At 66.3% G+C, this 12,220-nt stretch carries 13 protein-coding genes; 6 read left to right on the top strand and 7 right to left on the bottom strand.

The features are described 5' to 3' along the window. The first annotated feature begins 54 nt into the window (after window positions 1-54). Window positions 55-1,833: a DNA mismatch repair endonuclease MutL gene (gene mutL / locus AX672_RS17120; protein WP_066653620.1), complete on the top strand. Its 1,779-nt coding sequence runs from the start codon at window positions 55-57 to the stop codon at window positions 1,831-1,833. A 261-nt stretch (window positions 1,834-2,094) separates the two neighbouring features. On the opposite strand, the gene rplI is transcribed toward mutL, so the two are convergent. From rplI to rpsF, 3 genes are read right to left on the bottom strand one after another with little or no spacing between them, the layout of a single operon-like run. After that, window positions 2,095-2,691, bottom strand: a complete 597-nt coding sequence (gene rplI / locus AX672_RS17115; RefSeq protein WP_066653617.1) for a 50S ribosomal protein L9 — start codon at window positions 2,689-2,691, stop codon at window positions 2,095-2,097. Window positions 2,692-2,703: 12 nt separating this feature from the next. Then, window positions 2,704-2,928, bottom strand: coding sequence for a 30S ribosomal protein S18 (gene rpsR, locus AX672_RS17110; RefSeq protein WP_010543816.1), 225 nt, complete (start codon window positions 2,926-2,928; stop codon window positions 2,704-2,706). 14 nt (window positions 2,929-2,942) lie between these two features. Then, a complete protein-coding gene (gene rpsF / locus AX672_RS17105) occupies window positions 2,943-3,365 on the bottom strand; it encodes a 30S ribosomal protein S6 (RefSeq protein WP_066653610.1) in 423 nt (140 codons plus the stop codon). A 190-nt stretch (window positions 3,366-3,555) separates the two neighbouring features. Here rpsF and fabD point away from each other — a divergent pair, with 190 nt between their 5' ends. The 5 genes from fabD to mltG all read left to right on the top strand — a co-directional run bounded on the left by fabD (window position 3,556) and on the right by mltG (window position 7,978). After that, on the top strand, window positions 3,556-4,488 hold the full coding sequence (fabD, locus tag AX672_RS17100; RefSeq protein ID WP_066653608.1) for an ACP S-malonyltransferase: 933 nt from the start codon (window positions 3,556-3,558) through the stop codon (window positions 4,486-4,488). A gap of 11 nt (window positions 4,489-4,499) precedes the next feature. Beyond that, entirely contained in the window at window positions 4,500-5,240 is a 741-nt protein-coding gene (gene fabG / locus AX672_RS17095) for a 3-oxoacyl-[acyl-carrier-protein] reductase (protein ID WP_066653606.1), read from the top strand. 78 nt (window positions 5,241-5,318) lie between these two features. Beyond that, window positions 5,319-5,555, top strand: coding sequence for an acyl carrier protein (locus AX672_RS17090; protein WP_066653604.1), 237 nt, complete (start codon window positions 5,319-5,321; stop codon window positions 5,553-5,555). Window positions 5,556-5,733: 178 nt separating this feature from the next. Then, on the top strand, window positions 5,734-6,993 hold the full coding sequence (gene fabF, locus AX672_RS17085) for a beta-ketoacyl-ACP synthase II (RefSeq protein WP_066653602.1): 1,260 nt from the start codon (window positions 5,734-5,736) through the stop codon (window positions 6,991-6,993). Between the two features lie 19 nt (window positions 6,994-7,012). Next, window positions 7,013-7,978, top strand: a complete 966-nt coding sequence (gene mltG, locus AX672_RS17080) for an endolytic transglycosylase MltG (RefSeq protein ID WP_066653600.1) — start codon at window positions 7,013-7,015, stop codon at window positions 7,976-7,978. A gap of 94 nt (window positions 7,979-8,072) precedes the next feature. Here the strand turns inward: mltG and eda are convergent, their stop codons facing one another. From eda to pgl, 4 genes are read right to left on the bottom strand one after another with little or no spacing between them, the layout of a single operon-like run. Next, complete coding sequence (gene eda, locus AX672_RS17075; RefSeq protein WP_066653597.1) at window positions 8,073-8,702, bottom strand: bifunctional 4-hydroxy-2-oxoglutarate aldolase/2-dehydro-3-deoxy-phosphogluconate aldolase; 630 nt, start codon at window positions 8,700-8,702, stop codon at window positions 8,073-8,075. Beyond that, window positions 8,699-9,664, bottom strand: a complete 966-nt coding sequence (gene glk, locus AX672_RS17070; protein WP_066653594.1) for a glucokinase — start codon at window positions 9,662-9,664, stop codon at window positions 8,699-8,701. Before glk ends, eda begins: the two co-directional genes overlap by 4 nt. Then, window positions 9,664-11,481 (bottom strand): phosphogluconate dehydratase, encoded by a 1,818-nt coding sequence (gene edd, locus AX672_RS17065; RefSeq protein ID WP_066653591.1) that lies wholly within the window; start codon window positions 11,479-11,481, stop codon window positions 9,664-9,666. Before edd ends, glk begins: the two co-directional genes overlap by 1 nt. Next, window positions 11,482-12,186: a 6-phosphogluconolactonase gene (pgl, locus tag AX672_RS17060; RefSeq protein WP_066653589.1), complete on the bottom strand. Its 705-nt coding sequence runs from the start codon at window positions 12,184-12,186 to the stop codon at window positions 11,482-11,484. Window positions 12,187-12,220: the final 34 nt, after the last annotated feature.

Here is a 12,220-nt window from a genome sequence, read left to right as displayed (position 1 = left end):
GCTGGAGATGTATTCAGGTCGCGGAAAGCCGCCGCTTGGGCTAGAGAATCGGCCATGTCAATACGTCGTCTCCCCGAACATGTGGTCAACCGAATCGCCGCCGGCGAGGTCGTGGAGCGGCCCGCGAGCGCGCTGAAAGAGTTGGTCGAAAATGCGATCGATGCAGGCGCGCGGCGCATTTCGGTGAGCCTGACGGCGGGCGGTGCCGAGTTGATCGAGGTGGTCGACGACGGCAGTGGCATGGCGCCCGCCGACATGGCGCTCGCGCTGGAACGGCACGCGACGTCGAAACTTCCCGACAAGCTGCTGAATGACGGCGCGATTCAGGCAGTCGAAACGCTCGGTTTCCGGGGCGAGGCGTTGCCCTCGATCGCCAGCGTGGCGCGGTTGGCGCTCGAGAGCAGGGTGCGGGGGGCTGAAGGGTGGCGCCGCGTGGTCGACAATGGCGTGCTGGTCGAGGAGGGACCCGCCGGGCTGCCGCCGGGCACCCGGGTGCGGGTGGAAGGGCTGTTCGCGAATGTCCCGGCACGGCGCAAGTTTCTGCGCAGCACGCGCAGCGAATATGCCGCCTGTCTCGATGTGGTGCGCCGGCTGGCGATGGCGCGGCCCGACATCGGGTTTCAGTTGAGCCACGACGGGCGCATTGCGCTCAATGTCGCGCCCGATGCCGATCGTCCGGGGCGAGTCGCTGCGCTGACCGACCGGGCGCTGATCGACAATAGCATCGCGATCGAGCTGGAGCGTGAGGGGATCGTGCTTGGCGGCGTCGCGGGGCTGCCGACCTTCAATCGCGGCATCGCGGACCATCAATATCTGTTCGTGAATGGCCGCCCGGTGAAGGACCGGCTGCTGGTGGGCGCGGTGCGCGGCGCCTATGCCGAAATGCTCGCGCGTGATCGCCATGCCGTCGTCGCGCTGTTCCTCGACGTCCCGGTCGATCAGGTCGATGTGAATGTCCACCCGGCCAAGACCGAAGTCCGCTTCCGTGATCCGGCGCTGGTGCGCGGGATGATCGTGAGCGGTTTGCGGCGCGCGCTCGACGCTGCCGGTCACCGCAGCGCGGGGCGGCCCGACGCCGCAGCGATGGCGGCATGGCAGGCCGAGCCGATCGCGTCGCCGCCTGACGACGCGCGCTGGACTGCTCCGCCACCGCCGGCAGGGGCACTGCACGACCGGCGCCCGAACTTTTTTGCGGCGGACGTGCCTCAGGCGCGCGCCGAGCCCGCGTGGATGCCGCCGCCCGTGCCAACGACATTCCCGCTTGGCGTGGCACGGGGACAGGTGGCGCAGACCTATATCGTCGCCGAAGCCGAAGACGGGCTGGTGATTGTCGACCAGCATGCCGCGCACGAACGGCTGGTGCTCGAACGCATGCGCAAGGCGCTCGCCGGGGGCGGGGTGGCGCGGCAGGCGCTGTTGTTGCCCGAAGTCGTCGAACTCGACGAGGCGGCGTGCGACCGGCTCGAAGCGCGCGCCGCCGATCTGGCCGGGCTGGGGCTCGAACTCGAACGCTTCGGCACGAAAGCGATGCTGGTCCGCGCGGTCCCGGCACTGCTCGGGCAGAGCGACGTGATCGGGCTGGTGACCGACCTTGCCGACGATCTGGCGGCGTTCGACGAAGCGCTGAGCTTGCGCGAGCGGCTCGACCATGTCGCGGCGACCATGGCGTGCCACGGATCGGTGCGGGCAGGGCGGGTGCTGTCGGTCGCCGAGATGAACGCGCTGCTGCGCGAAATGGAAGTCACCCCGCATTCGGGCCAGTGCAACCACGGCCGCCCGACCTGGGTGAAACTCGCGCATGGCGATATCGAGAAGCTGTTCGGGCGGCGGTGACCGCGCACCCGCCCGACTGCTTGTTCAGCTTTCGGCAACCTTTGCGGCGCGCGCGCATTGATGGCGCGAGGACCCGCTTGGTGGTCGAAGGAAGAGATCAAATGCGTCGTGTCGTGCCGCTAATGTTTGCCCTGCTCCCGCTCGCATCCGTGTTGAGCGCCTATGTTGTGGCACCCTGACATTCAGTAAGTACTGCCATAGGAAAGGGCCGCCCGGCAGCTACCGGACGGCCCTTTCCTTTTGCCGCAGCAACGCTCGGGATCAGCCCGCGTTGGCGTCCTCGCCGGCCGGGACGACTTCGGCAGTCGCGCCGGGCTCGGCATTTGGGTCATAGGCTTCGACGAAGCCGGCTTCGTCCTTTTCGAACATCGCCTCCATCACGTTGACGCCGCTCGCCTGCATTTCGGCTTCTTCGGGCGAGCGGGCGACGTTCACCTTGATGCCGACCGACACTTCGGGGTGCAGCGCGATCTTGACGTCGAACAGACCGATCGTCTTGATCGGGCGATCGAGCACGACCTGCGCCTTGGTAACCTTGTGGCCGTCGTTGTTGAGCGCTTCGACCAGATCGCGCACCGCGACCGAGCCGTAAAGCTGGCCGGTGTTCGACGACTGACGGATCAGAGTCAGCGTGATGCCGTCGATGGTCTTCGCCTCGGTTTCGGCATGCGCGCGACGCGACGCGTTTTCGGCGACGATGCGTTCGCGGTTGGCTTCGAAAACCTTGCGGTTGGCAGCGTTCGAACGCAGCGCCTTCTTGTTCGGGAGCAGGTAATTCCGGGCGAACCCGTCCTTGACCGTGACGACGTCGCCGATGACGCCGAGCTTTTCGACGCGTTCCAGCAGGATGACTTCCATGTCAGTCCTTCCTTACTTAACGATATAGGGCAAGAGGCCCAGATGACGGGCGCGCTTGATCGCCTGAGCGAGTTCGCGCTGCTTCTTCGCGCTCACCGAAGTGATGCGCGACGGGACGATCTTGCCACGCTCGGACACGAAGCCCTGCAGCAGCCGGACGTCCTTATAGTCGATCCGGGGGGCGTCCTTGGCGGAAAAGGGGCAGCTCTTGCGGCGGCGGAAAAAGGGGCGTGCCATGATTCAATAACTCCTTATTCGCCGTCGAAGTCGCGACGGGGGCGGTCGCCCCGCGGGCCATCACGATCGGGCCGGTCGCCACGATCGCCGCGGCGGCCATCGCGCTCGCCACGGTCGCTCTTGCGCATCATCACCGTCGGACCGGCTTCGAGCGCATCGACCTTCACGGTCATGTAGCGGATGATGTCTTCGTTGATCTGAGTCTGGCGCTCGAGCTCGGCGACAACGCCCGCGGGCGCATCGATTTCGAGCATCACATAATGCGCCTTGCGGTTCTTCGCGATCTTGTAGGCGAGGCTGCGTAGGCCCCAGGTCTCGGTCTTCACGACCTTGCCCTGATTGTCCTCGACGATCTTGGTGGCGGTTTCCGCCAGCGCGTCCACCTGCGCCTGTGCCAGATCCTGGCGCGCAAGGAACACGTGCTCGTAAAGAGCCATGTCTTGTCCTTCATCTTGGCCGATTGCTGGTCGTCGCGCCCATCGCGAGACCCCTCCGGCTGTCGTCCATACTCGTTCCGGGCAAACCCGAAGCGCGGCCACATACGCGAAATCGCCGGAAAAGCAAGCGCGCTTGCCATTGGGCACGATGGTTTCTAGGCGGGCGCACGACAGAAATCGAGGAGAGGGCATGCGCGCGTTCATTTTTCCCGGCCAGGGCAGCCAGATCGTCGGCATGGGCCGCGAGCTCGCCGACGCCAGCGCCGTCGCGCGCGAGACGTTTCAGGAAGTCGATGACGCGATCGGCGAAAACCTGTTCCGTCTGATGACCGAAGGCCCGGCCGAGACGCTGACGCTGACCGAACATGCCCAGCCCGCGATCATGGCGAACGCGATTGCGACGCTGCGTGTGCTCGAGCGCGAGGGCGGCGCGAAGCTTGCCGAGCATGCCGCGTTCGTCGCGGGCCATTCGCTCGGCGAATACTCGGCGCTGTGCGCGGCAGGGGCGATCGACCTTGCCACCACGGCGCGGCTGCTGAAGCTGCGCGGCTGGGCGATGCAGGAGGCGGTCCCCGCAGGCGTCGGCGGCATGGCGGCGCTGCTCGGCGCGACGATCGAGCAGGCGCAGGCGATCGCCGATGCGGCGGCTCAGGGCGAAGTCTGTGCCGTCGCGAACGACAACGCCGTCGGTCAGGTCGTGCTGTCGGGCCATATCGGCGCGATCGAACGCGCGGTGGCGCTGTGCAAGGAGCACGGCGTCAAGAAGGGCATGCTGCTGCCGGTGTCGGCGCCGTTCCATTGCTCACTGATGCAGCCTGCTGCCGATCAGATGGAGCACCGGCTGAAGGCTGCACGGATCGATGCGCCGCTGGTGCCGCTCTTCGCCAATGTGCTGGCGGCACCGATCACCGACCCCGACACGATCCGCGCGCGGCTGGTCGATCAGGTGACGGGCGTGGTGCGATGGCGCGAATCGATGCTGGCGATGGCCGCAGCAGGCGTCCAGCAGTTCATCGAATTCGGCGCCAAGGTGCTCGGGCCGATGAACAAGCGCACCGTTGAGGCGGAAACGGTCAGCGTGGTGTCAATGGCCGATATCGAGGCGCTGGCGAAGGCGATTTGAAGGAGCAGTTGATGTTCGACCTGAGTGGAATGACCGCGCTGGTGACCGGCGCTTCGGGGGGAATCGGTTCGGCGATTGCGCACGCGCTGGCGGGGCAGGGCGCGCGGCTGGCGGTGTCGGGGTCGAACGTCGACAAGCTGGCGGCGTTCCGTGATACGCTGGGTGGCGACCATGTCGCGCTGCCATGCGACCTGGGCGACGGGGCCGCTGTCGATGCGCTGGTGCCCGCCGCAGTCGAGGCGCTGGGCGGCAAGCTCGACATTGTCGTCAACAATGCCGGGGTCACCCGCGACAATCTCGTGATGCGGATGAAGGACGAGGAATGGGACACGGTGATCCGCGTCAATCTCGAAGCGGCGTTCCGGCTCGCACGCGCAGCAGCACGGCCGATGATGAAGGCCCGGTTCGGGCGGATCGTCTCGATTACGTCCGTTGTCGGCGCGACCGGCAATCCCGGGCAGGCCAATTATGCAGCGTCCAAGGCCGGGCTGGTCGGCATGTCGAAGGCACTGGCGCAGGAGCTGGCGAGCCGCGGCATCACCGTGAACTGCATTGCGCCGGGCTTCATTACGAGCGCGATGACCGACGCTTTGCCTGATGCGCAGAAGGAAGCGCTCAACGCGCGCATCCCGATGGGGCGGATGGGCGAGGGGGCGGATATCGGCGCCGCTGTCGTTTATCTCGCCAGCCGCGAGGCGGGTTACGTCACGGGCCAGACGATCCACGTCAACGGCGGCATGGCAATGCTCTGACACCACTTGTCAGCGCCCGACCGCCGTTCTACGTGCGTTCAGGAATGTCCAAGACCATTTTCTAAGAGGAAAGAGAGCATGAGCGAGACCTCCGATCGCGTGAAGAAGATCGTTGTCGAGCATCTGGGCGTCGAAGCCGAGAAGGTGAACGAGCACGCCAGCTTCATCGATGATCTGGGCGCCGACAGCCTCGACATCGTCGAACTGGTGATGGCGTTCGAAGAGGAATTCGGGGTCGAGATTCCCGATGATGCCGCTGAAAAGATCAGCACCGTCGGCGATGCGATCACCTATATCAACGAGCATCAGGGCTGAGCCCGGCGGGTGGCCTTGCCGCCCGGTCGGATGCGATTGCCCAAGGGGCCCGAGCGGGCCGATCGACACGAACCGGCTCCTTGTCCCTGTGGTTGCCTGGGGCGAGGGGCCGTTTCGTTATTGGCGGCATGACCGTCGCGATTTTGACCGTCGCCACAACGTTTAGAAGGAAAGTGCAATGCGCCGCGTTGTCGTAACCGGACTGGGGCTCGTGACGCCGCTGGGTGCGGACGTCGAGACCACCTGGAGCAACATCCTCGCCTCCAAATCGGGCGCCAGTCAGATCACGCGCTTTGACGCGAGCGATTACGCGTGCCGGATCGCCTGCGAGGTCAAGCCTGCCGATCATCCCTATGGCTTCGATCCCGGCAAGCGCGTCGATCACAAGGTGCAGCGCCAGGTCGACCCGTTCATCATCTATGGCATCGATGCCGCCAGCCAGGCGCTCGAGGATGCCGGCCTGACCGACATGAGCGAGGCGGAGCGGCTGCGCACCGGCTGCTCGATTGGCTCGGGCATCGGCGGCCTGCCGGGGATCGAAAGCGAATCGATCGTGCTGCACGAGCGCGGGCCGCGCCGTGTCTCGCCGCATTTCGTGCACGGGCGGCTGATCAACCTCATCTCGGGCCAGGTGCAGATCAAATACGGCCTGATGGGACCCAACCACGCCGTCGTCACGGCCTGTTCGACCGGCGCGCATTCGATCGGCGATGCCGCGCGGATGATTGCGCTCGACGATGCCGATGTCATGCTCGCCGGCGGCGCCGAAGGCGCGGTCTGCCCGATCGGCATCGCCGGCTTCGCCCAGGCGCGTGCGCTCGCGACGATTTACAACGATGCGCCCGAAAAAGGCAGCCGCCCCTATGACAAGAACCGCGACGGCTTCGTAATGGGCGAAGGCGCGGGCGTGCTCGTGCTCGAGGAATATGAGCATGCCAAGCGGCGCGGCGCCAAAATCTATGCCGAGGTCGTCGGCTATGGCATGTCGGGCGATGCCTATCATGTGACGGCGCCCGAGCCGACCGGGGCCGGTGCTTACCGGTCGATGGAAATGGCAATGAAGCGGTCGGGCCTGTCGCTTGGCGACATCGACTATATCAACGCGCATGGCACCTCGACGATGGCCGACCTGATCGAGCTGGGCGCGGTGCGGCGCCTGTTCGGCAATGCCATCGGCACCTTGTCGATGAGTTCGACCAAATCGGCGATCGGCCATCTGCTGGGCGGCGCGGGCGCGGTCGAGAGCATTTTCTGCATTCTCGCGATCCGCGACCAGATCGTGCCGCCGACGCTCAACCTCGACGATCCCGATGAGGGCGCGGAAGGCGTCGATCTGGTTCCGCATGTCGCCAAGGAACGGCGCGTGAAGGCAGTGCTGAACAATTCGTTCGGCTTCGGCGGTACAAATGCCAGCCTGATCATGAAGGCGATCGACTGAGCCCGAAAGGCCGACGGAAATGCGCAGGCTTGGCTGTTTCGCGATCATCGTTCTGCTCGCGCTCGCCGCGGGGGCGTTTCTGGTGCTGCAGGAATGGGGCGGGCGCGGGCCGCTGCGCGCGAGCACCCGCTTTGAAGTGAGCGATGGCGCGACGCTGGCCGACACGGCGCGGCGGCTCGAGAAAATCGGTGCGATCCATTCGGCGGACCGGTTCCGCCTCTATGCGCGGCTGTTCGGCACCAAGACGCGGATAAAGGCGGGCGAATATCGCTTCCCCGCGCATCTGAGCGAAGCCGATATCCTGAAGGTGCTGCAGGGCGGCAAGACGCTCCAGCGCTTCGTGACGGTGCCTGAGGGCTGGCCGTCGATTCTGGTCAAGGAACGGCTCGACAGCATCGGCGAGCTGACCGGTAGCGTTGAAGTGCCGCCCGAAGGCTCGGTCCTGCCTGACAGCTACAGCTTCGAACGCGGCGATAACCGCGGAGTCATCGTCAAGCGGATGCAGGAGGCGATGACCAATTACCTTGCCGCCGCCTGGGCGAAGCGCAAGCCGGGCCTCGCGGTGCGCACGCCCGAGGAAGCGCTGGTGCTCGCGTCGATCGTCGAAAAGGAAACCGGCAAGCCGAGCGAGCGGCGGACGGTGGCCGCTGTCTATTCGAACCGGCTGAAGCGCGGGATGATGTTGCAGGCCGATCCGACGATTATCTACCCGATTACCAAGGGCAGACCGCTCGGGCGCCGCATCCTGCTGTCCGAAGTGCGCGCGGTGAACGATTACAACACTTATGCAATGACCGGGCTGCCGAAAGGGCCGATCTGCAACCCGGGCCGCGCGAGCATCGACGCAGTGCTCGATCCCGCCGACAGTCAGGCGCTCTATTTCGTGGCGGATGGCAGCGGCGGGCATGTCTTTGCCGACACGCTCGACCAGCATAATGCCAATGTCGCCAAGTGGCGCGCCTATCGCGCCGCGCACGGGATTTGACACCAACCGTTCGTGTCGAGCGAAATCGAGACAGGGGCTATAGGGGCGGCGCTTGATGCCCGTCCCTCGACGTTGCTCGGGACGAACGGGTGGATCAGGCGTTGCCCAGACGCAGTCCCGCCGCTTCGCGCGCCAGCGCCTCGATCTCGGCAAGCGACGCGCCCTTGGGCGTCACCCAGCTGCCGCCGACGCACAATACCGGATCGAACGCCAGCCAGTCGGGCGCGGTGACTTCCGTGATGCCGCCGGTCGGGCAGAAACGGCATTGGTAGAAGGGTGCGGCGAGTGCCTTGAGCGCGGGCAACCCGCCCGCTGCCATCGCCGGGAAAAATTTGAAGTGCGTCAGGCCAAGGTCGAGCCCGGTCATGATGTCGGCGGCATTGGCGATGCCCGGCAGGAACGGTACGCCGCTGTCGATAATCGGCGTCGCCAGTCGCTCGGTCAGTCCGGGCGAAACGATGAATTCGGCGCCCGCGTCCATGACTTGCGCGAACTGATCGGTGTTGACGACGGTCCCCGCGCCGACGATCGCTCCCGGCACCTGCTTCATCGCGCGGATGGCATCGAGCGCCGCGGGCGTGCGCAATGTTACCTCCAGCACGCGCAAGCCGCCGGCCACCAATGCCTCGGCAAGCGGTTGCGCGGTCGCGGCATCGTCGATCACCAGCACCGGGATGACCGGGCTGGTTTGCATGATGTCGGCGATCGTCGGTGTGTCGGTCATCGCGTGAACTCCTGAGCGAAGGCAGCCGCCGCGCCGAACAGGCCGGGCTGGGGATGCGTGATGAGCTTGACCGGGATTGCTTCCATCATGCTGCGAAAGCGGCCCTTGGCGGCGAAGCGCTCGGCAAAGCCGGACCGGGCGAGATGATCCTTCAACCGCAGACCGAGGCCACCCGCGATCACCACACCCTTGGCGCCTTGTGCGAGTGCAAGGTCGCCCGCGACTGCGCCGAGGCTGAGGCAGAAGCGGTCGAGTGCGGCGAGCGCAAGGCTGTCGCTGCCTTCGAGTGCCATCGTCCAGATCGTCTTGTCGTCGATGCGCGGATCGTCGCGCTTTTCGATGTCAGCGAGCGTGCGATAGATGCCGACGATGCCGGGGCCGGAAACGACGCGCTCGGCCGAAACGCGACCGTGATCGGCGCGCAGCCGCTTGAGCACCGCGTCCTCGATGCTGTCGAGCGGCGCGAAATCGGTGTGGCCGCCTTCGGTCTCGAGCACGTGATAGCCGCCTTCGGTCCGCAGCACTTGCGCCACGCCGAGCCCGGTGCCGGGACCACAGACAGTGATGATGCCGCGATCAGGCAACGGCAAGTCAGGGCCGGCAATCGGCTCGAACAGGTCGGCACCCACTTGTGCGACGGCATGGCCGACCGCCCCGAAATCGTTGATCAGCACGAAATCGTCGACGCTCAACCGTTCCTTTATCAGCGCGGGGCGGATGACCCAGGGATTGTTGGTGAGCTTGATGAGCTCGCCCCCGACCGGCGAGGCAACGGCAATCGCCGCCGCGCGGGGCAGCGGGCCGACTTGCGCGCCAAACGCTTCCCACGCGGTCTGGAAGCTCGCATATTCGGCGGTCTTGAGCGTGACCGGGTCGGCGAGCGATTGCACGCGCCCGTTCGCCACCTCGGCTAGTGCAAAGCGGGCGTGCGTCCCGCCGATGTCGACCGCGACGACCTGCATCAGATGTCCATCGCTGCGAGCAGCGCGCTGCCGCCCTTTTCGGCTTCGTTGGCGCCGTGGCGGAACAGCGCGAACAGCTCGCGGCCCGTGCCGGTCGCGGCGGGCGGCGCATCGACGAGCGCACGCGCGTCCCACTCAGGGCCGTCGACCAGCGCTTCGAGCTGCCCCGTTTCGGCGCAGACGCGGATAACGTCGCCGTCGCGTACTTTGCCAAGCGGGCCGCCGCCGAGCGCTTCGGGGCTCGCATGGATCGCGCAGGGGACCTTGCCCGACGCGCCCGACATGCGCCCATCGGTGACGAGCGCGACGCGGAAGCCGCGGTTCTGGAGCACGCCGAGCGGCGGGGTCAGCTTGTGGAGTTCGGGCATGCCGTTGGCGCGCGGCCCCTGGAAACGGACCACCACGACCACGTCGCGGTCGAGTTCGCCCGCCTTGAACGCGGTTTGCACCGCTGCCTGATCCTCGAACACGCGGGCAGGCGCCTCGATCGTCCAGCGGTCGCGCTCGACGGCCGAGACCTTGATGCACGCGCGGCCGAGATTGCCGGTGAGGATGCGGAAGCCGCCTTCGGGCGAGAAGGGGGCACTGGCGGGCTTGAGGATCGTCTCGTCGCCGCTCATGCCCGGATCGCGCCACACGAGCGTGTCGTCGTCGAGCGCCGCCTTGACGGCATAGGCGGACAGATCCTCGCCCGACACCGTCATCAGGTCGCGGTGCAGCAGCCCTTCGCTCAGCAATTCGCGGATAACATAGCCGAGGCCGCCGGCATCCTCGAACTGGTTCACATCGGCCGAGCCATTGGGATAGACGCGCGCGACCAGCGGCACGACGCGCGACAGCCGGTCGAAATCCTCCCAGTCGATCGTGATCCCGGCGCAGGCGGCGATCGCGGGCAGATGGATCAGGTGATTGGTCGAGCCGCCCGTCGCGAGCAGGCCGATTGCGGCATTGACGATCGCCTTTTCATCGACGCAGTGGCCAATCGGGCGATAATCGTCGCCGTCCCAGCCGATCTGGGCGATGCGGTGGACGGCCGCGCGCGTCAGTTCCTGCCGCAGCTTGGTGCCGGGATTGACGAAGGCGGCGCCGGGGACGTGAAGGCCCATCATCTCCATCATCATCTGGTTCGAATTGGCGGTGCCGTAGAAGGTGCAGGTGCCCTTCGAATGATAGGCGGCGATTTCGGAATCGAGCAGTTCGTCGCGGCTGGCCTTGCCCTCGGCATAGAGTTCGCGGGTGCGCGCCTTTTCCTTGTTCGAAATGCCCGACCGCATCGGCCCGCCGGGGATCAGGATCATCGGCAAGTGACCGAAGCGAAGCGCGCCCATCAGCAGCCCCGGCACGATCTTGTCGCAAATGCCGAGCAATGCCGCGCCCTCGAACATGCCGTGCGAGAGCGCGATCGCGGTCGACAGCGCGATGGTGTCGCGGCTGAACAGCGACAGCTCCATGCCCGGAAAGCCCTGCGTCACGCCGTCGCACATCGCCGGCACGCCGCCCGCAACCTGCGCGGTCGCGCCCGCCTCGCGTGCCCAGATCTTCATCTGCTCGGGGTAGCGGTAATAGGTCGCGTGCGCGCTCAGCATGTCGTTGTAGGCGGTGACGATGCCGATGTTCATCGCGCGGCCCGCCTTCATCGTCTCGCGGTCTTCCTCGGTCCCGGCATAGCCATGCGCGAGATTGGCGCAGCCGAGGATCGGACGGTCGACGCCGTTCTCGCGCTCGCGCTCGATCAGCGCGAGATAGGCGCTGCGGCCCGGCTTCGACCGTTCGATGATCCGGTCGGTGACGGCGGCGATCTCGGCATTGAGGCTCATTTACGCACTCCAGTGGATGTCGATCGGCAGCTCGACATCGGCGAGCACACGACCGATCGGATAGGGCGACATCGGCCCGTCGTTGATGGCGCGCTCGATGACGTCGCGCTTGGCCTGACCGGACACGGCGATCATCAGCGCGCGGCTGGCGACGATCGCCTGCCGGGTCAGCGTGACGCGCGCGACCGGCGCTTCGGCAGGCAGATCGGCGGGCATCACGCCGACTGCGCGGCGCTCCTTGGGGCCATTGACGGCTTCGTCGAAATCGGGGCCGGGAAAGATCGACGCGGTGTGGCCATCGGCGCCGACGCCGAGCACGCATAGATCAAGCGGCCAGTGCACGTCCTGCAACCGCGCGTCGGCGGCGCGGCCGGCGGCTTTATAGTCCGACGCGGCTTCGCTGGTGATCGGCAGCACGCGTACGCCCTTGGGCAGGAACACTTTGGCGATCGCGGTGATGTTCGACAGCGCATCGCCCATCGGCACCAGCCGGTCGTCGGTCGGCAAGATCGTCACGCGCTTCCAGTCGAGCTTGGCCTTGGCGAGCTTGTCATAGATGGCGAGCGGTGTTTTGCCGCCGGGCAGCGCGATGACGGCGGCACCGCGCGCGTCGATCGCCGATTCGATGATGAACGCCGCATCACCGGCGACCGCGTCCGCCATTTCATCGGCGCTGTCGTAATCCCACCATTCGATCTCGGTCATGCTTTCGTCCCTTTGTCCTCTCCCGCTTGCTGGA

It is taken from the genome of Sphingomonas sp. CCH10-B3 (genome assembly GCF_001556185.1).
In the GTDB taxonomy this organism is placed as follows: domain Bacteria; phylum Pseudomonadota; class Alphaproteobacteria; order Sphingomonadales; family Sphingomonadaceae; genus Sphingomonas; species Sphingomonas aquatica.
This window is presented reverse-complemented; position numbering and strand designations above follow the sequence as displayed.

Bases quoted from the DNA above. Each gene is read 5' to 3' on its own strand.
- rpsR (WP_010543816.1), bottom strand. From the start codon at position 2,928: ATGGCACGCCCCTTTTTCCGCCGCCGCAAGAGCTGCCCCTTTTCCGCC.
- AX672_RS17090 (WP_066653604.1), top strand. From the start codon at position 5,319: ATGAGCGAGACCTCCGATCGCGTGAAGAAGATCGTTGTCGAGCATCTG.
- pgl (WP_066653589.1), bottom strand. From the start codon at position 12,186: ATGACCGAGATCGAATGGTGGGATTACGACAGCGCCGATGAAATGGCG.
- mltG (WP_066653600.1), top strand. From the start codon at position 7,013: ATGCGCAGGCTTGGCTGTTTCGCGATCATCGTTCTGCTCGCGCTCGCC.
- eda (WP_066653597.1), bottom strand. From the start codon at position 8,702: ATGACCGACACACCGACGATCGCCGACATCATGCAAACCAGCCCGGTC.
- fabG (WP_066653606.1), top strand. From the start codon at position 4,500: ATGTTCGACCTGAGTGGAATGACCGCGCTGGTGACCGGCGCTTCGGGG.
- edd (WP_066653591.1), bottom strand. From the start codon at position 11,481: ATGAGCCTCAATGCCGAGATCGCCGCCGTCACCGACCGGATCATCGAA.
- rpsF (WP_066653610.1), bottom strand. From the start codon at position 3,365: ATGGCTCTTTACGAGCACGTGTTCCTTGCGCGCCAGGATCTGGCACAG.
- fabD (WP_066653608.1), top strand. From the start codon at position 3,556: ATGCGCGCGTTCATTTTTCCCGGCCAGGGCAGCCAGATCGTCGGCATG.
- rplI (WP_066653617.1), bottom strand. From the start codon at position 2,691: ATGGAAGTCATCCTGCTGGAACGCGTCGAAAAGCTCGGCGTCATCGGC.
- fabF (WP_066653602.1), top strand. From the start codon at position 5,734: ATGCGCCGCGTTGTCGTAACCGGACTGGGGCTCGTGACGCCGCTGGGT.
- mutL (WP_066653620.1), top strand. From the start codon at position 55: ATGTCAATACGTCGTCTCCCCGAACATGTGGTCAACCGAATCGCCGCC.
- glk (WP_066653594.1), bottom strand. From the start codon at position 9,664: ATGCAGGTCGTCGCGGTCGACATCGGCGGGACGCACGCCCGCTTTGCA.